21 protein-coding genes are annotated in these 17,278 nt (G+C 65.9%); 13 read left to right on the forward strand and 8 right to left on the reverse strand.

Annotated features, from left to right (window positions below; all coding sequences use genetic code 11):
* The first annotated feature begins 3 nt into the window (after positions 1-3).
* The gene (locus AA0Z93_RS09505; protein ID WP_413045553.1) at positions 4-888 is read left to right on the forward strand and encodes a sugar nucleotide-binding protein; all 885 of its coding nucleotides are present in this window, start codon (positions 4-6) and stop codon (positions 886-888) included.
* Positions 881-1,813 (forward strand): NAD-dependent epimerase/dehydratase family protein, encoded by a 933-nt coding sequence (locus tag AA0Z93_RS09510; protein ID WP_413045552.1) that lies wholly within the window; start codon positions 881-883, stop codon positions 1,811-1,813. The genes AA0Z93_RS09505 and AA0Z93_RS09510 overlap by 8 nt, the downstream gene beginning before the upstream one ends.
* Positions 1,814-1,888: 75 nt before the next feature.
* On the opposite strand, the gene AA0Z93_RS09515 is transcribed toward AA0Z93_RS09510, so the two are convergent.
* The 5 genes from AA0Z93_RS09515 to AA0Z93_RS09535 form a co-directional block, all read right to left on the reverse strand.
* Positions 1,889-2,572: an OmpW/AlkL family protein gene (locus AA0Z93_RS09515; protein ID WP_296269221.1), complete on the reverse strand. Its 684-nt coding sequence runs from the start codon at positions 2,570-2,572 to the stop codon at positions 1,889-1,891.
* A gap of 104 nt (positions 2,573-2,676) precedes the next feature.
* Complete coding sequence (locus AA0Z93_RS09520) at positions 2,677-3,246, reverse strand: DUF3299 domain-containing protein (protein ID WP_413045551.1); 570 nt, start codon at positions 3,244-3,246, stop codon at positions 2,677-2,679.
* Positions 3,243-4,508, reverse strand: coding sequence for an ABC transporter permease (locus AA0Z93_RS09525; protein ID WP_413045550.1), 1,266 nt, complete (start codon positions 4,506-4,508; stop codon positions 3,243-3,245). The genes AA0Z93_RS09520 and AA0Z93_RS09525 overlap by 4 nt, the downstream gene beginning before the upstream one ends.
* Positions 4,508-5,218: an ABC transporter ATP-binding protein gene (locus tag AA0Z93_RS09530; RefSeq protein WP_413045549.1), complete on the reverse strand. Its 711-nt coding sequence runs from the start codon at positions 5,216-5,218 to the stop codon at positions 4,508-4,510. The genes AA0Z93_RS09525 and AA0Z93_RS09530 overlap by 1 nt, the downstream gene beginning before the upstream one ends.
* Positions 5,219-5,800, reverse strand: a complete 582-nt coding sequence (locus AA0Z93_RS09535) for a DUF2796 domain-containing protein (protein WP_413045548.1) — start codon at positions 5,798-5,800, stop codon at positions 5,219-5,221. It lies immediately after the preceding gene.
* Between the two features lie 135 nt (positions 5,801-5,935).
* Here AA0Z93_RS09535 and AA0Z93_RS09540 point away from each other — a divergent pair, with 135 nt between their 5' ends.
* Together AA0Z93_RS09540 and AA0Z93_RS09545 are read left to right on the forward strand one after the other, a co-directional pair.
* A complete protein-coding gene (locus AA0Z93_RS09540) occupies positions 5,936-6,295 on the forward strand; it encodes a hypothetical protein (protein WP_413045574.1) in 360 nt (119 codons plus the stop codon).
* Between the two features lie 79 nt (positions 6,296-6,374).
* Entirely contained in the window at positions 6,375-7,877 is a 1,503-nt protein-coding gene (locus tag AA0Z93_RS09545; RefSeq protein WP_413045547.1) for a hypothetical protein, read from the forward strand.
* Positions 7,878-7,928: 51 nt separating this feature from the next.
* Here AA0Z93_RS09545 and trxA read toward each other — a convergent pair whose 3' ends face one another.
* Genes trxA through AA0Z93_RS09560 form a run of 3 tightly spaced genes read right to left on the reverse strand, consistent with a single transcriptional unit; the run spans position 7,929 to position 9,950 of the window.
* Entirely contained in the window at positions 7,929-8,804 is an 876-nt protein-coding gene (gene trxA / locus AA0Z93_RS09550) for a thioredoxin (protein ID WP_413045546.1), read from the reverse strand.
* A gap of 29 nt (positions 8,805-8,833) precedes the next feature.
* Positions 8,834-9,493, reverse strand: a complete 660-nt coding sequence (locus tag AA0Z93_RS09555) for a class I SAM-dependent methyltransferase (protein ID WP_413045545.1) — start codon at positions 9,491-9,493, stop codon at positions 8,834-8,836.
* 1 nt (position 9,494) lies between these two features.
* Positions 9,495-9,950 carry a YbaY family lipoprotein gene (locus AA0Z93_RS09560; RefSeq protein WP_413045544.1) on the reverse strand — a complete coding sequence of 152 codons (456 nt, stop codon included), beginning with the start codon at positions 9,948-9,950 and terminating at the stop codon, positions 9,495-9,497.
* A 106-nt stretch (positions 9,951-10,056) separates the two neighbouring features.
* Here AA0Z93_RS09560 and nrdR point away from each other — a divergent pair, with 106 nt between their 5' ends.
* From nrdR to ribA, 9 genes are all read left to right on the forward strand, one after another.
* Positions 10,057-10,521, forward strand: a complete 465-nt coding sequence (nrdR, locus tag AA0Z93_RS09565) for a transcriptional regulator NrdR (RefSeq protein ID WP_413045543.1) — start codon at positions 10,057-10,059, stop codon at positions 10,519-10,521.
* 2 nt (positions 10,522-10,523) lie between these two features.
* Entirely contained in the window at positions 10,524-11,654 is a 1,131-nt protein-coding gene (gene ribD / locus AA0Z93_RS09570; RefSeq protein ID WP_413045542.1) for a bifunctional diaminohydroxyphosphoribosylaminopyrimidine deaminase/5-amino-6-(5-phosphoribosylamino)uracil reductase RibD, read from the forward strand.
* A gap of 43 nt (positions 11,655-11,697) precedes the next feature.
* Complete coding sequence (locus tag AA0Z93_RS09575; protein ID WP_413045541.1) at positions 11,698-12,363, forward strand: riboflavin synthase; 666 nt, start codon at positions 11,698-11,700, stop codon at positions 12,361-12,363.
* A gap of 23 nt (positions 12,364-12,386) precedes the next feature.
* Positions 12,387-13,478 carry a bifunctional 3,4-dihydroxy-2-butanone-4-phosphate synthase/GTP cyclohydrolase II gene (gene ribBA, locus AA0Z93_RS09580; protein WP_413045540.1) on the forward strand — a complete coding sequence of 364 codons (1,092 nt, stop codon included), beginning with the start codon at positions 12,387-12,389 and terminating at the stop codon, positions 13,476-13,478.
* A 91-nt stretch (positions 13,479-13,569) separates the two neighbouring features.
* Positions 13,570-14,046, forward strand: coding sequence for a 6,7-dimethyl-8-ribityllumazine synthase (gene ribE, locus AA0Z93_RS09585; RefSeq protein WP_413045539.1), 477 nt, complete (start codon positions 13,570-13,572; stop codon positions 14,044-14,046).
* Positions 14,043-14,543 carry a transcription antitermination factor NusB gene (gene nusB / locus AA0Z93_RS09590; protein ID WP_296269235.1) on the forward strand — a complete coding sequence of 167 codons (501 nt, stop codon included), beginning with the start codon at positions 14,043-14,045 and terminating at the stop codon, positions 14,541-14,543. Before ribE ends, nusB begins: the two co-directional genes overlap by 4 nt.
* Positions 14,544-14,561: 18 nt before the next feature.
* The gene (gene thiL / locus AA0Z93_RS09595) at positions 14,562-15,527 is read left to right on the forward strand and encodes a thiamine-phosphate kinase (protein ID WP_413045538.1); all 966 of its coding nucleotides are present in this window, start codon (positions 14,562-14,564) and stop codon (positions 15,525-15,527) included.
* Positions 15,528-15,801: 274 nt separating this feature from the next.
* Entirely contained in the window at positions 15,802-16,542 is a 741-nt protein-coding gene (locus AA0Z93_RS09600) for a substrate-binding periplasmic protein (protein ID WP_413045537.1), read from the forward strand.
* Positions 16,543-16,632: 90 nt separating this feature from the next.
* Positions 16,633-17,250, forward strand: coding sequence for a GTP cyclohydrolase II (gene ribA / locus AA0Z93_RS09605; protein ID WP_413045536.1), 618 nt, complete (start codon positions 16,633-16,635; stop codon positions 17,248-17,250).
* The last annotated feature ends 28 nt before the right edge of the window (positions 17,251-17,278 follow it).

The raw sequence follows: 17,278 nt of genomic DNA on the forward strand, positions 1-17,278 counted from the left end.
TCTATGCGAATGCGCTTGATGCTGTTGGGTGGTGGCAATGCCCTTGGGCAAGCGTTGATTCGCCTCGGAGCCGAGGACAACATCGGGTTCCTGGCGCCGCGTCCACCGGATCAGGGCTGGGATGCCGCCAGCCTGACGCAACTGCTCGACGACCACCGCCCCGACGCGCTGGTCAACCTGGCCTACTACTTCGACTGGTTCCAGGCCGAGACCGTCAGCGACGAACGCCTGGCGCAGCAGGAGCGGGGTGTGGAGCGCCTGGCGCAACTGTGCCAGCACCATCAGATCACGCTGGTGCAACCTTCCAGCTACCGGGTGTTCGACGGCTCGCGCGCCACGGCCTACAGCGAAAAGGACGACCCCGTCCCCCTGGGCCAGCGTGGCCAGGCGCTGTGGCGCATCGAGCAGAGCGTGCGCGCCGCTTGCCCGCAGCACGTGCTGCTGCGCTTCGGCTGGTTGCTGGACGAAAGTGTCGATGGCCTGCTGGGGCGTTTTCTGACACGCGCCGAGCAACACCGCGAATTGTTCCTGGCCGACGACCGCCGCGGCAATCCCACCCCCGTAGACGACGCGGCGCGAGTGATCCTTTCGGTGCTCAAGCAGCTCGATTGCGCATCGCCGCTGTGGGGCACCTACCACTACGCCGGCAATGAAGCCACCACACCGCTGGTGCTCGGCCAGGCGATTCTTGCCGAGGCCGCGCAGCGCCACCCGCTCGCCGTGCAGGCGCCCACCGCCCAAGCCCACGCCGCCAGTGCCGACGCCAGCGAAGAGCCGCAGAACGCGGTGCTGGCCTGCAAGAAGATTCTGCACACCTTCGGCATCAAACCGCGCGCCTGGCGCTCCGGTCTGCCACCTCTACTGGAGCGCTTCTACCGAAATGTCTGATGCCCCCATTCTGATTACCGGCGGGGCCGGCTTCATCGGCTCGCACCTGTGCGACGCCTTGCTCGAAGGCGGCCATCGCGTGCGCGTGCTCGACGACTTCTCCACCGGCAAGCGCAGCAACCTGCACGTGCAGCACCCGCACCTGGAGGTGATCGAGGGCAACGTGGCCGATGCGGCGTTGCTGTCGCGCGCTGCGGCCGGTTGCGCCGCGGTGGTGCACCTGGCCGCCGTGGCCTCGGTGCAGGCGTCGGTCGACGATCCGGTGCAGACTCATCAGAGCAACTTCATCGGTACCCTGAACGTCTGCGAAGCCATGCGTGTGCACGGTATTCGCCGTGTGCTGTATGCCTCCAGCGCGGCGGTGTACGGCAACAACGGCGAAGGCCAGGCCATCGGCGAAGACACGCCCAAGGCGCCCTTGACGCCTTATGCCGTGGACAAGCTGGCCAGCGAGCAGTACCTGGACTTCTATCGCCGCCAGCATGGCCTGGAGCCGGTGGTTCTGCGCTTTTTCAACATCTTCGGGCCGCGTCAGGATCCGTCTTCGCCGTATTCCGGAGTCATCAGCATCTTCGCCGAGTGTGCGCAGCACCAGCAGCCGATCACGCTGTTCGGCGATGGCGAGCAGACCCGCGACTTTCTCTACGTCGGCGACCTGGTGCGGGTGATGGTGCAGGCGCTGATGCAGCCGGCGGTGCAGGAGGGGGCAGTGAACATCGGCCTCAATCGGGCTACGTCGCTCAATGGGTTGCTGGCAGCGCTCGAAGAAGTCATCGGCAGCTTGCCCCCGGTCAGCCATCAAACGGCGCGTGCAGGCGACATCCGTCACTCACGGGCAGACAATACACGCCTGCTGCAGCGCTTCACCCTCGACCGACCCACGACATTGGTGGACGGCCTGCGCCAGCTACTCGGTAAGGCCTGACACGCGCGCCGCCCGAAACGACGACGCCCCACGCCTGGCAGACCAGGGTGGGGCGTCGTGCTGTAAGGGGGGCGGTCAGAACTTGTAGCCAAGACCCACCATGTACACCCAAGGATCGACTTCCAGGTTGACCTTGGTGGTGCCCACGCCCAGGGCGCTCGGGCCGTCGATGGTGGCCTTGGTGTTGATGTCGACGTACCAGACGGCGGCGTTGAACAGCAGGTTGTCGGTCAGCATGTAGTCCATGCCCACTTGCCCGGCCAGGCCGATGGAGTCTTGCAGCTTCATGTTGCTGAAGCCCTGCTGCTTGCGCGTGCCGCTCAGCTCTTCGTCGAAGAACAGCGTGTAGTTCACGCCGACGCCCGCGTAGGGCTGGAACTTCGAGGAGGGTTCCATGGGATAGTACTGCAGCGACAGGGTCGGTGGCAGTTGCTTGATGTCGGCCAGCTTGCCGTCCAGGCCCGCGCCCAGACCTTTGACGCCCACGGTGTGCTGGAAAGGTGTGGCGGCCAGCAGCTCGACGCCGACGTGGTCGGTGAGCATGTAGGCGAATGCCAGGCCCAGTTGGGTGTCGCTGTTCAAGGTGGCTTTGGTGCCGGAGACCCGGGCGCCGTCGAGCTTGATTTCGCCGCTGTCTTCGTTGGGCGCGGTGGTGATGGCGCCGGCGCGCAGGATGAAATCGCCAGCCTGGTGGGCGTTGGCCACCGGCGCTGCCAATGCCAGGGCAACGAGCGAGGCGCCGAGCAAGGACTTATTCATGGGTGCTCCGAAAGGACGTGAGAAAAGAGTGGCGCCATGTTACGGAGCGGCTCTAGCCCAAGGTTTGACACAGCTCAACGAAACGGCGGTGCCTGGGAACCTTCTCACTTCAATTCGTACGCGTAGATCTTCTCGGCCTCCATCTGGTAGCCCGACGCTGCCAGTTCGCTGGTGGAGTGGGCGACCTTGAGCGTGCCCTCGATCCAGTAGGGCTGGTAGAGGTCCTCCACGCGCACGCCCATCTCGCTGAAGATATGCACGATCTGGTTTGCCGGCGGCGGCGGCACGTGGATGCACGCGCCGTAGTAGGGCACCAGCAGGAATTCGGTGGTGCGGCCTTCCTCGCTGACTTCCAGCGGCACGATGTAGCCCGGCAGCTTGATCGCCTGGCCGTCGAGCGCTTGCACCACCGGTGCGTCCGGTGCCGGTTGCTGGGCGGCGGGCGCCGATTCGGCCGACAGCGCATCGCTCAGCTGCGACAGATCGTGCAGCGGCGCCAGTTGCGGCTCGATCACCGGCGCGCCTTCGGGAATCAGCGCCGGCCAGTCCAGCTCGCGGGGCTCGCCTGCCCAGGCCAGACTGGCGAGCAGCACCAGCAGAAGCAGGCACAGACGCCCGGCCGACAGCCGCAAAGGACCGTAGCGCCTGACGCGCGCAGAAGTCGACGGACTCATAGGTGGATCGACAGGCCGTCGGCCAGCGACTGCCGGTAGGCGCGCCAGGCCGGCACGCTGCCCATCAGCAGCGCGGCGCCGAGGATGATCGCCAGCAGGCTCCACTCGTGCGCGCTGGGCCAGGCCAGTGGCAGGTAAAGACCGTAATTGGCCTGCACGTAACCCTGGGCCAAGGCGATGGCCGCGTACAACAGGCCGAGCCCGGCAACGATGCCCGCCACGGCCAGGGCCAGCGCCTCGAGTACCAGCAGGCCCGCCACGTGCCACGGCCGCGCGCCCACCGAGCGCAGGATCGCCATTTCCCGGCGGCGCTCGTTGAGGCTGGTGAGGATGGCGGTCAGCATGCCGATCAGCCCGGTCAGCACCACGAACAGGGATACGACGAACAGCGCCTGCTCGGCCGTGCCCATCAGGCTCCACAGCTCCTGCAACGCCACCCCCGGCAGAATCGCCAGCAACGGCTCGCTACGGAATTCGTTGATCTCCCGTTGCAGGCTGAAGGTGGCGATCTTGTTGTTCAGCCCCAGCATGAACGCCGTGATGGCCGTGGGCTGCAAGTCCATGCCACGTGCCTGCTCGGCGCTGACTCGACCGGCGCCGCGCGCGGGCACGCCGTTATGCCAATCGACGTGGATCGCTTCCATGCCGGCCAGGCTGATGTGCAGGGTGCGGTCGACCGGGGTGCCGGTGCGTTTGAGGATGCCGACCACGGTGAAGGGTTTGTCGTCGTGCTTGACCAGGCTGACCGCGGCGATGCCGTGGGCCAGCACCAGGTGGTCGCCCAGTGTGTAGTGCAGGGCTTGGGCCACTTCGGCGCCCAGCACCACCTCGAACGGGTCGTCGGCGAAGGCGCGGCCATCGGCCAGTTGCAGGTGCTGGCGGTGGCCGTACTGATAGTGCTCGAAATACGCCTCGCTGGTGCCCATCACCCGGTAGCCGCGGTGCGAGTCGCCGAGCGAAATGGGGATGGCCCACTTCACCCGCCGGTCGTTGGCGTAGTGCTCGAAGCTGTCCCAGCGGATGTTGTTGGTGGCGTTGCCGATGCGAAACACCGAGTACAGCAACAGGTTCACCGAGCCGGAGCGGGCACCGACGATCAGGTCGGTGCCGCTGATGGTGCTGGCGAAGCTGGCGCGTGCCTCGGTGCGCACCCGCTCCACGGCCAGCAGCAGGCATACCGACAGGGCGATGGCGAAGGCGGTGAGCAGGGCGGTGAAGCGTCGGTTGGCCAGGCTGGCCAGGGCAAGACGAAGCAGGTACATCAAGCCTCCTGGGGCGTGCTGGCGCGGTTGAGGTCGGCGAGCGACAGGTGGCGGTCGAACAGCGTGGCCAGGCTCTGGTCATGGCTGACGAACAACAGGCTGGCGCCGGCGCTGCGGCATTCCTCGAACAACAGGCGCAGGAAACTTTCCCGGGTGTCGGCGTCCAGCGCGGAGGTGGGTTCGTCGGCGATCACCAGCTCCGGTTGGCCGATCAGCGCCCGGGCGGTCGCCACACGCTGTTGCTGGCCGATCGACAGAGTGTCGGCGCGGCGGGCCTGCAAGGCGGGGTCGGCCAGGCCCAGGTGGCTCAGCAACGCTGCTGCGGCCTGGGCGATGCTGCCGTGGCGCTGGCTGGCGCGCTGCGCTCGGCTGACGGAGAAGCGGCAGGGCAGCTCGACGTTTTCCCGCACCGAGAGGAACGGCAGCAGGTTGAACTGCTGGAAGATGTAGCCGGTGTGGTCGACCCGGAAGCGATCGCGCGCGCCCTGGCCCAGCTCGCCCAGGTCCTGGCCGAGCAGGCGCACGCTGCCGTGCTGCGGCCGGCTGACGCCGCCGAGCAGGCCCAGCAGAGTGGTTTTGCCACTGCCGCTCGGGCCTTTGAGGAACAGCGTCTCAGCGGCCTGCAACTGGAAGTGCGGGATGTCCAGCAATGCCGGCTGGCCAGGCCAGGCGAAACGCAAGTCGCTCAGTTCGATCAGCGCCTGGCTCATTCAGAACGCGACCACGGCCTTGCCAGGGGCGGTTTCCACGCCTTTCTGGCCGTTCGGTCCGATCAGTTGCACGTTGATCTTCTGGGTTTGCGGGAAGGTCTTGAACAGCGGGCCGAGGTCGAGCTGGGTGAGCTTGGCTGGGGTGGCGCAGGTGAGCTGGTAGTGTGCGTGCACGTCGGCGTGCTGGTGGCCGTGCTCATGCTCGTCGCCATCATCGTCATCGTCGGCATGGGCCGCATCGCCGAACAGTGGGCTTTCCAATTCCTGGTCTTCCACCGTGCAACCGGCCGCTTGCGCCAGGCCGAACAGCTTCAGCGGTTGCTCCAGCTGCTGGCGGGCGGCGGCGACCTTGGCCTTGTCGGCGTCGCTGCTGGCCGCATGTTCGAAGCCGACGATGTTCATGGCCGGGCTGTCCAGTTCCAGTTCCAGCGTATTGCCGTCGAATACGGCATTGAGCTTGGCCACACCATGCTCATGGGCACCGAGGCTGCCATGGGCATGATCGTGGTCGTGTTCGTCGTGGGCGTGGGCCACGGCCAGGGGTAGCAGAGCGAAAGGCAGGGCGAGCAGCAGACGACGCATGGACGACTCCGAAGCGGGTGCGGAAAGATTTAGTAATGTTATAACAACTTTTTGATCTCGCGCCAGCCTGCTTGGCGAAGGTTTCATGTCGTGGGAGCATGGGCGCCATCAATGACTTGGTTCAAGGAAGGCACTTTGAGAATCCGCGGACACATCGGCGACTGGCCGGTAGACCTGACCCTTGAACTCGAGCCGGAGGAATGGGCGCAGTTGGGGCGTCAGCCAGAGCCTTCAGCGATCGGCGAGACCGTGCAAGCGAGCACGCGGCCTGCCATACCCCGGAACGATGATCACTGGACGGCTGCCTGCGATCTATTGCGTCAGGCAGGTGCGTGGGAAGGGCCTGTGTTGTTGGCGCGACTGGAAGCGCTCGTCGGTAATGCTGCGGGCGCCAAGCGCCTTCTGGTGCGGCTGCGCCACAGCCCTCAGGTCAAGGTGGAAAGCGCCGCAGATGCGCCGGTGTTTCGTTGGGTCGGACCTGATCGGCCATCCTGACCTGACATTTCTGCCAGTGGTCGAGCGTCACCCTCTGCATGAGTATGTCCCTCTACGCTCATACTCGACGGTGGCAGACATGGCAGACTACGAACGCAAGACCACGCAAGGGCTCGATCACGACAGTGCCCTGGACGGGTGGCCGTTCCTGGTCTGTTATGAGAAGGCTGTGCTCGACAGTCATTGGCGAGCGCATCCGATTCAGTCTCGCGAAGGCGGTTTTGCGGCCCGGTCGCTAAGGTTCGAGACGGCCACGTCCTCTACCAGTGCCCAGTACGTGAACTGCACACTGGGCGACATGCGATTGCAGACCCGTTCGGGATCGGAGTTCCAGGCTTTTCTAGTCGTCAGGCGCAGGTTTCTTGACGGCGCAACGGTGGACCTGCATCCATACCCAGGCGCGTCGACACGGCTGATCACTGAAATACGCCGGTTCAATGAGGCAGTCGCTACAGACCTTTGTCTGGAAATACCCCTCCACGAAAATCAAGGACAATACGACGGTCAGAGGGTCATCTACGGATGGGCGTTGCGCCCACAGTTCTTCTGGGATGATGACGAAGGAAAAAATCCTGACACGTCGGCGGCGTTGCCCTACGCGTTGTACTTCAAAAGCCTGCCCCAAAGTGAGCAGTTCATCGAACTTGCAGATTCACTGATGCAGCGTGGCAACGTGCTCAAACCTCTGGACTTCAAGGTGTATCCGAGCAAAGACTTCAAGAAGCTCGTACTCAACCCCATGGTCTCTGATCTGAGTAACGGCGTCTTTGCCCCTGACTACCCGCCTTATGCGAGTGCTATCGGTACTCCGATCGGCTTGCTGCTCGATCAGTCCGTGCATCCCAGCGCGTCCCTGACGGCTGAAGACCTCCAGACCGTACCGGGTTTGTTCATGCCTCTGGCCGAGGTGCAAGGCTGCACGGTGAGGGACGAGGCTCCGGTCGTCGTCGCTGAGTTCGCTTTACAGGATTCCCCATCGCAGAGCGCCGAACCCGTAACCGAAAGCTTCAGCCTTGAGCCGCTCGTCACCGTCATCGAGCCTTCACAGACCCCGACCTTCACGTTTACAGCTTCCAGCCCTGGAACTTCCGAACCGGAGTGGGTCCTGCTGGATGGCGGGAAGATCGATCCCGACGGATGGCGGTGTCGCTACAGGCCTCGTCCACTGCGTGGGTCGAGTACGGATGAATCGTCAACGGTGGGGACAACGCTCTGGACAGTATCGGAGGTCGACGAAATCAAGGTGCGTTTCAATGACCAGGTGTTCACATCCTGGGCCGTTGTGCTGCGACGTCCACCCAATGGCTATATTCGCCTGATCGAGATGGTCAACGGCGCCGCAACGTTCAACCTGTGCTTCACCGGCCCCGAGGGGGAAGTGCGCGTACCCCTCAACGAAACCATATGGGCCTGCCAGAACTGCGACATAAATTCGATGGGTGTGATGTCGCATTGGGGCTCGAATCCGGTGTGCATCATCAGAGCCTATCGGCAGTTGGACAACCAATTCATCTGGGGTGTATTGGTCGTCCCTTATCCACTGTTCGATATCGCTCAGGCAATGAGCCTGGGCATTGCTTGAGCGGTGCTGGTTGCAGCTGACCTTGCAAGGTCGCTGCACCCTTGGGCACTTTCAGTAGATGGCTGCGAAAAGCTTGCGCCGGTACACCGTCACCAGTGGATGCTCGTTGCCGAGCAGCTCGAACACCTGCAGCAGGGCTTTGTGCGGCAAGCCTTCGGCATAGCTGCGGTTGCGTTGGAACAGCTTGAGCAGACCATCGAGCGCCGCCTCGTACTGCTGGCGCGCCAACTGCTGGATGCACAGCTGATAGGCTGCTTCGTCGTCGTCCGGGCTCTGCGCCAGGCGGCTTTTCAGTTCGGCGGCTTCCGGCAGGCTGGCGGCCTGGCGCAGGAAGGTCAGTTGCGCCTTGGCGCCGGCCAGGGCGGCCTTGTGCTCGTCGGACTTGACCGCGTCGAGTACCGCCTCGGCCTCGCCCAGCTCACCGCGCTCTGCCAGGCAGCGCGCATAGAGGATCAGCGCCGCGGCATTGCCGTTGTCTTCGGTCAGCACTTGCTTGAGTAGCGCTTCGGCCTCGCCGAAGCGGCTCTCGGCGAACAACGCCTCGGCCTGTTCGAGCGGGGACGCCGAGGCGGGTGCGGGTAATTGCACATGCGGCTCGAGCAAGGCGCGAACGGCCGACTCCGGTTGCGCGCCGGCGAAGCCGTCAACCGGCTGGCCATCCTTGAACAGCACCACGGTCGGCAGGCTGCGGATACCGAACTGGGCGACGATCTGCTGCTCGACGTCGCAGTTGACCTTGGCCAGCAGCAGTTCGCCCTGATACTCCTCGGCGATCTTCGCCAGCATCGGCATCAGTGCCTTGCACGGTGCGCACCACTCGGCCCAGAAGTCCACCAGTACCGGTTTGTGAAAGGAGTTCTCGATCACCGACTGCTGAAAGTCGGCATCGGTGGCATCGAAGATGTACGGCGTGTCGGTAGCGCTCATCATGGTTCTCGCAAGGCGGTGTGGCGCCACTATAAAGGCTGGCGCGTCGCGTGGTACAGGCTGACCCGGCGGAATTCGTGGGGCTCGGCCAGGTCGGGCAGGGTCAAGGCGTGCAGCACCCCGAGGGGGCGGTATAGCGGGTGGTCGAAGTCGCGTACCCGCGAGTCGGCGACCAGCGCCTGGCGCCCGCGGCTGAGGAACTGGTCGAGCAGCGGCAGGTTGGCGCGATCGTAGAGCACGTCGGCCACCAGGATCAGGTCGAAGCGGTCGGCTTCGGCGAAAAAATCGTCGCTATAGCCCAGGCTCACGTCGTTGAGCCGGGCGTTGGCGCGGCAGGCCTGCAAGGCCAGCGGATCGAGGTCGCAGGCCACCACCTCACTGGCGCCGGCACGAGCCGCGGCGATGCCGGCGATACCGGAGCCGGCGCCGAAGTCCAGCACGCGCTTGCCGCGTACCCAGTGCGGCTCGGCCGCCAAGTAGCGGGCCAGGGCCAGGCCGCTGGCCCAGCAGAAGCTCCAGTAGGGTGGCTCTTCGAGGATGCGCCGCGTTTCGTCGGGGCTGAAGGCGCGGTCCATGTTGCGTTCGTCGAGCAGCCACAGGCGCAAGTCGGTGTCCGGCAAGGGCGCGGCCCACAGGCGCGCTTCGCCGATCAATGCGCTCAAGGCGTCTTGCAGCGCCTGCACCGGCAAATTACGGCGCCTTCTCGAAGCGCAGCGGGCCGGTGGCCTGGGTCTGGGCCTGGGTGATGCGCAAGGACGCCATGTGCAGGATCAACTGCCCCGACTGGCTGGCGCGGCCGCGCAGCTCGACCCGCGCATTGGCGGGGAAGGCTTCGGGGTTGAAGCGCAACTGGTACGGCATGGGCAGGCCGGTGCCGGTCAGGGTGCTGTTGGCCAGCAAGCGCTGCGGGCGGCCTTTCTCGTCGATCACCAGCAAGGCCAGCTCGACTTCGGCGCCGCGTGGAATGTCCATCAGCGAGCCACTGAGCTCGCGCTGGTAGCTGGGCAGTGGGCCGAGCGCTTCGGGCAGCTTTTGCGTGACTTTCGCCGGGGGCGTGGCCGGCGCCTGGACAGGCTTGGGTTTGTCGCTGCCGCACGCAGCGAGCAAGGCGGCGCAGCACAGCACGATGAGCGCACGAGGGTGCATGGGGAAATCCTTCAGGAGGCAGATTTGCCTGATGGTAAACCCTTTGGCTTGTCTTGCCAGTGGGATGCGCTACCATGAGACCCCCTTTTTTCTGTTGCCTGCCACCATGCACTGTCCCTTTTGCGGTGCCAACGACACCAAGGTCATCGATTCGCGTCTGGTCGCCGAGGGTGAGCAAGTGCGCCGTCGCCGCGAATGCCTGGCCTGCGGCGAGCGTTTCACCACCTTCGAAACCGCCGAACTGGTCCTGCCGCGACTGATCAAGCAGGACGGCACCCGCCAGCCCTTCGACGAAGACAAACTGCGCGCCGGCGTGCAGCGCGCCCTGGAAAAACGCCCGGTGAGCGTCGAGCGGCTGGAGGCGGCGCTGGCCCATATCAAGCACAGGCTGCGCGCCACTGGCGAGCGCGAGGTGAAATCGCTGGTGGTCGGCGAACTGGTGATGGCCGAGCTGCGCAAGCTCGACGAAGTCGCCTACATCCGCTTCGCCTCCGTCTACCGCCGTTTCCAGGACCTGGACGAGTTCCGCGAAGAACTCGACCGCCTGGCCCGCGAACCCGCCAAAGAGTGAGCATGCCCAGCCAGACTCCCGCTCTCGACGCCCAGTACATGGCGCGTGCCCTGGAACTTGCCCGCAAAGGCCTGTACAGCACCCACCCCAACCCCCGTGTGGGCTGCGTGATCGTGCGCGATGGCGAGGTGGTCGGCGAAGGCTGGCACGTGCGTGCCGGCGAGCCGCATGCCGAAGTGCATGCGTTGCGCCAAGCCGGCGACAAGGCCCATGGTGCCTGCGCCTACGTCACCCTCGAACCCTGCAGCCACCATGGGCGCACGCCGCCCTGCGCCGAGGCGCTGGTGCAGGCAGGGGTGGCGCGTGTGGTCGCGGCCATGCAAGACCCCAACCCACAAGTGGCCGGCCGTGGTCTGGCGCGTCTGGCCGCGGTCGGCATCGACGTCGCCAGCGGCGTGCTGGAAAGCGAAGCGCGGGCGCTCAACCTGGGCTTTCTCAAGCGCATGGAACACGGCCTGCCCTACGTGCGCGCCAAGCTGGCCATGAGTCTGGACGGGCGCACCGCCATGGCCAGCGGCGAAAGCCAATGGATCACCGGCCCCGCCGCGCGTGCCGAAGTACAGCGCCTGCGCGCGCGTTCCAGCGTGGTGCTCAGCAGCGCGCAGAGCGTACTGGCCGACGGCGCGCGGATGACCGTGCGTGGTGCCGAACTGGGCTTGGCTCCCGAACTCACGGCCCTGGCCGAATCGAGGCCGCCCCTGCGCGTGCTGATCGACGGGCGGCTGCGCCTGCCGCTGGAGGCGCCGTTCTTCCAGGCCGGGCCGGCCCTGGTCGTCACCGCTGGCGAAGACGACCCGCGCTATGCCGCCGCTGGCCATGAACTGCTGCGCCTGCCGGGCCAGGACGGCCGGGTCGAGTTGGCCGCCGTGCTGCCGGCGCTCGCCGCGCGCGGGGTCAACGACGTGCTGCTCGAAGCCGGTCCGCGCCTGGTCGGTGCCTTCGCCCAGCTCGGCCTGATCGACGAATATCGCCTGTTCGTCGCCGCCACCTTCCTAGGCTCCAGCGCCCGACCCTTGCTGGACTGGCCGTTGAACACCATGGCCGAGGCACCACGGCTGAAAATCACCGGCATGCGCGCAGTGGGCGACGACTGGTGCGTCACCGCCGTGCCGCAGCTCGCCAGCGACGTATAATGCCCGACTTGCCCCGTGCAGCCCCGTTCCCGAGGAGGACACCATGTTCACCGGCATCATCGAATCGATCGGCACCATCCGCAGCCTGACCCCGAAAGGCGGTGACGTGCGGGTCTACGTGCAGACCGGCAAGCTCGACCTGGGCGACGTCAAGCTCGGCGACAGCATCGCGGTCAACGGCGTGTGCCTGACCGCCGTGGAACTGCCGGGTGACGGCTTCTGGGCCGACGTCAGCCGCGAAACCCTCGACTGCACCGCATTCGTCGACCTCAAGACCGGCAGCCGCGTCAACCTCGAAAAGGCCCTGACGCCCACCACCCGCCTGGGTGGACACCTGGTCAGCGGCCACGTCGACGGCGTCGGCGAGATCGTCTCGCGCAGCGATAACGCTCGCGCCATCCAGTTCCGCGTACGTGCGCCCAAGGAACTGGCCAAATACATCGCCCACAAGGGCTCGATCACCGTCGACGGCACCAGCCTGACGGTCAACGAGGTCGATGGCGCCGAGTTCGAGCTGACCATCGTCCCGCACACCCTGTCCGAAACCATCATGGCCGACTACCGCGCAGGGCGTCGGATCAACCTCGAGGTCGACCTGCTGGCCCGTTACCTGGAGCGCCTGCTGCTGGGCGACAAGGCGGCCGAGCCGCACAAGGGCAGTGGCATCACCGAAAGCTTCCTGGCCGCCAACGGCTTCTTGAAATCCTGAATGAATTGAGAAGGGGGTGCCGCGTGGCGCTCAACAGCATCGAAGAACTGGTCGAGGACATCCGCCAGGGCAAAATGGTCATCCTCATGGATGACGAAGACCGCGAGAACGAAGGCGACATCATCATGGCGGCCGAGTGCTGCCAGGCCGAGCACATCAACTTCATGGCCAAGCATGCCCGCGGCCTGATCTGCATGCCGATGACCCGCGAGCGCTGCGAAACCCTCAGGCTGCCGCTGATGGCGCCGCGCAACGGCTCGGGCTTCGGCACCAAGTTCACCGTGTCGATCGAGGCCGCCGAGGGCGTCACCACCGGCATCTCCGCCGCCGACCGGGCGCGTACCGTGCAGGCTGCGGCCGCCCGCGACGCCAAGGCCGACGACATCGTCAGCCCCGGGCACATCTTTCCGCTGATGGCCCAGCCCGGCGGCACCCTGGCCCGCGCCGGGCATACCGAAGCCGCCTGCGACCTGGCGCGCATGGCCGGCTTCGAGCCGAGCGGGGTGATCTGCGAAGTGATGAACGACGACGGCACCATGTCCCGTCGCGCCGAGCTCGAGTTGTTCGCCGCCGAGCACAACATCAAGATCGGCACCATCGCCGACCTGATCCACTACCGCATGATCCACGAGCGCACCGTGCAGCGCGTCGCCGAACAGGTGATGGACACCGAGCTGGGCGCGTTCAACCTGGTCACCTACCGCGACGCGGTCGAAGGCGACGTGCACATGGCCCTGACCCTGGGCGAGATCCGCGCCGAGGAGCCGACCCTGGTGCGCGTGCACAACATGGACCCGCTGCGCGACCTGCTGCTGGTCAAGAGCCCCGGGCGCTGGAGCCTGCGCGCGGCCATGGGCGCAGTGGCCGAGGCCGGCAGCGGCGTGGTGCTGCTGCTCGGACATCCGCTGGACGGCGACCTGCTGCTGGCGCACATCCGCGAAGCGGCGGGCGAAGCGCAGCTCAAGGCGCCGACCACCTACAGCACCGTCGGCGCCGGTTCGCAGATCCTGCGCGACCTTGGCGTGCGCAAGATGCGCCTGATGAGTTCGCCGCTGAAGTTCAATGCGATATCCGGATTCGATCTGGAAGTTGTAGAATACGTGCCCTCCGAGTGATGCCAGGTGCCGCCAACGGCCTGACGCTCGAGTCCGAACCCTGCCGAGGCCGCCCCTGTGCGGCCTCGCTATTGAATATGAGATTCCCGGAATGAACCTGAAGACCATCGAAGGTACTTTCATCGCCCCCAAAGGTCGCTTTGCCTTGGTGGTTGGCCGCTTCAACAGCTTCGTCGTCGAAAGCCTGGTCAGCGGCGCCGTCGACGCCCTGGTTCGCCACGGTGTGAGCGAGAGCGACATCACCCTCATCCGCGCACCTGGCGCCTTCGAAATCCCGCTGGTGGCGCAGAAGGTCGCCCAGCAGGGCGAGTACGACGCCATCATCGCCCTGGGCGCCGTGATCCGTGGCGGCACCCCGCACTTCGAATACGTCGCTGGCGAATGCACCAAGGGCCTGGCCCAGGTTTCGATGGAGTTCGGCGTACCGGTCGCCTTCGGCGTGTTGACCGTCGATTCGATCGAGCAAGCCATCGAGCGTTCCGGCACCAAAGCCGGCAACAAAGGCGCCGAAGCGGCCCTTTCGGCCCTGGAAATGGTGAGTCTGCTGGCGCAGCTGGAGGCCAAGTGATTAGCGACGAGAGCGATCGTTTCAACCCGCGCGATCCGCAGCCTGCCGATGCCGGCAAGCCCTCCAAGAGCAGCAAGCGCCGTGAAGCCCGCAAGCTCGCGACCCAGGCGCTGTACCAGTGGCACATGGCCAAGCACTCGCTGAACGAAATCGAAGCGCAGTTCCGCGTCGACAACGAGTTCACCGACATCGACGGCGCCTACTTCCGCGAGATCCTGCACGGGGTTCCGGCGATCCGCGACGAGATCGACCAAGCCCTGGCGCCTTGCCTGGACCTGTCGCTGGAAGAGCTCGACCCGGTCGAACTGGCCGTGCTGCGCTTGTCCACCTGGGAGTTCATCAAGCGCGTCGACGTGCCATACCGTGTGGTGATCAACGAAGGCGTGGAGCTGGCCAAGGTCTTCGGCGCCACCGACGGTCACAAGTTCGTCAACGGCGTGCTCGACAAGCTGGCACCCAGCCTGCGCGAAGCCGAAGTCAAGGCCAACAAGCGCTGATCCTGGCGCCGGCGTGCCATGGGTGAGTTCGAGCTGATCAACCATTACTTCGCCGCTGCGCCTTGTGCGCAAGGCGGCGAGGGCGTGGCCCTGGGCATCGGTGACGACTGCGCGCTGCTCGACCTGCCGCCGGGCGAACAGCTGGCGGTGTCCACCGACACCCTGGTTGCCGGCGTGCATTTTCCTGCGGCATGCGACCCCTTTCTTCTCGGCCAGCGCTCGCTGGCCGTCGCGGCCAGCGACCTGGCGGCCATGGGCGCGCAGCCCGTGGCCTTCACCCTGGCGCTGACCCTGCCCAACGTCGGCGCGGCATGGCTCAAAGGCTATGCCGAAGGCCTGCAACGCATGGCCGAGCAGTGCGGCCTGAGCCTGATCGGCGGCGACACCACGCGTGGCCCGCTGAGCCTGACCCTGACCGTATTCGGCCGCGTGCCGGCAGGCCAGGCCCTGCGTCGCAGTGGCGCGCAGCCGGGCGACCTAGTGTGCGTCGGCGGCGCGTTGGGCGATGCGGCCGGTGCGCTGCCCCTGGTGCTCGGCACGCGCCAGGCCGGCGAGGCCATCGCAGCACCGCTGTTGGCGCGGTACTGGTCGCCGGCCCCGCAATTCGACTTGGGTTTGCGCCTGCGCGGACGTGCCAGCGCCGCGCTGGACATCTCCGACGGGCTGCTGGCCGACTGCGGGCATATCGCCAAGGCATCGGCGGTGGCGCTGGACATCGAACTCGCCAAGGTGCCGGTGTCCGCCGCGCTGGTCGCTTTGCTCGGTCAGGACGGTGCGCTGCAAGCGGCGCTCAGCGGTGGCGACGACTATGTCCTGGCCTTCACCCTGCCGCCTGCGCACCTCGCCGCGCTGACCCAGGCTGGCGAAGCGGTGCATGTGCTCGGGCGCGTGCGGGCCGGGCAGGGCGTCAGCGTGCGCGATGCCCAGGGCAACGACGTGACGCCAGCGCAACGCGGCTATCAGCATTTCCCGCAGGTCCCCTGACCGATCAGCAGTGCCGGTGCAGTTCGTGTCACCCTCGATCTGGCGCAGACCCTGGCCGATCGGTTGAATCGACGGGTAGGTGTACGGCGGGTCGAGCACCGTGCCCAGCGTCATCCTGAGCGGAACGCTTGCCTGCGAGGGGAGGCGGGCACTGATGCGGATGCTTGCCTAGGCTGTAGAGACGCCGTGCCTATTCGGCGCGCGGCGACGTCGAACGCAGCGGATGGAGCCGAATGGTTCGGCACGTTGCGTCGTTCATCAAGGAATCGAGTCGATGGTCGTGAAAACTGTCTCGTTGGCGCTCTGGCTTTTGCTGACCGGCGCGGCCGCCGCCGCGCCTGCCCCTGCGCAGGTACGTCTGGTCAGCGAGCAGTGGCAGGACTATACCGAGGCGGACGGCACGGGCCTGGCCTGGGACGTGCTGCGCCAGGTGTTCGAGCCGGCCGGGGTGCGGGTGGTGGCGCAGAGCGCGCCCTACAGCCGGGCCATTGGCCTGGTCAGGCGGGGGGAAGCGGATGCCTGGGTCGGCTCCTACCAGAATGAGAGTCCCGACAATCTCTACCCGCACTGGCATTTCGACGTCGACCACATCTACGCCCTGAGCCTTGCGCAAGGGCCGGTACCCACGCCCGCCACCATCGGCCACTACCGCCTGGCCTGGGTACGTGGTTACAACTACGCCCGTTACCTGCCCAACGTCGACGACGGCCGCGAAGTACAACGCCGTGAAGGCATTCTGCCAATGCTCGAACACGACCGAGTGGACTTCTACATCGACGCCCTCAGCGAAATCGACTACGTGCTCGGCCAGTCCGACCAGCCTCAGCGTTTTCGCCGCACTCACATCGCCGAGTTGCCCCTGTACCTGGCTTTTGCCGACAGCGACGCCGGGCGAGCCTTGCGCGACCTGTTCGATCGGCGCATGGAGCAGCTGACGCGCAATGGCGAGCTGAAAGCGATCTTCGAGCGCTGGCAGCAGCCCTATCCCTTTACCGCCCATGGCCGGCCGCAGTGAGTGCCGCTGGGTTCGGCCTGCGCACAGGCATAGGGTCTGCTGATACAATCGCGCCACGTGAAACCTCAAGTTACCAATCAGGAGCACAACGTGCCCGTCGTCTTTGTTGCCGCCTCTAAACTCCCGACGCCTTTTGCAACCTTCACCATGCACGGCTTTCTCGACGAAGCCACCGGCCGCGAACACGTGGTGCTGAGCCTGGGTGACATTGCCGATGGCCAGCCGGTGTTGGGGCGCTTGCACTCCGAGTGCCTGACGGGAGATGCCTTGTTCAGCCAGCGCTGCGACTGCGGTTCGCAGCTCGAAGCCGCGCTGCAGGCCATCGCCCGTGAAGGCCGTGGCGTGCTGCTGTACCTGCGTCAGGAAGGCCGTGGCATCGGTTTGCTGAACAAGATCCGCGCCTACGAGTTGCAAGACGGCGGCGCCGACACCGTAGAGGCCAACGAACGCCTGGGCTTTGCTGCCGACCAGCGTGACTACGGCATGTGCCTGCCGATGCTCGAGCACTTGGGCGTCACCTCGCTGCGCCTGATGACCAACAACCCGCGCAAGGTCAAAGCCCTCACCGACATGAACATCCACGTCAGCGAGCGTGTGCCGCTGCACACCGGGCACAACCCGCACAACTCCCATTACCTGGCCACCAAGGCGGGCAAGCTGGGGCACATGATGGGCGACGAGCATCAGGGCGAAGTGCCGCAGGCGTGAGCCCGACGGGTCTTCACCACGCCTGTGC

Origin of the sequence: Pseudomonas phoenicis (genome assembly GCF_047302395.1) — a bacterium.
Taxonomy (GTDB): domain Bacteria; phylum Pseudomonadota; class Gammaproteobacteria; order Pseudomonadales; family Pseudomonadaceae; genus Aquipseudomonas.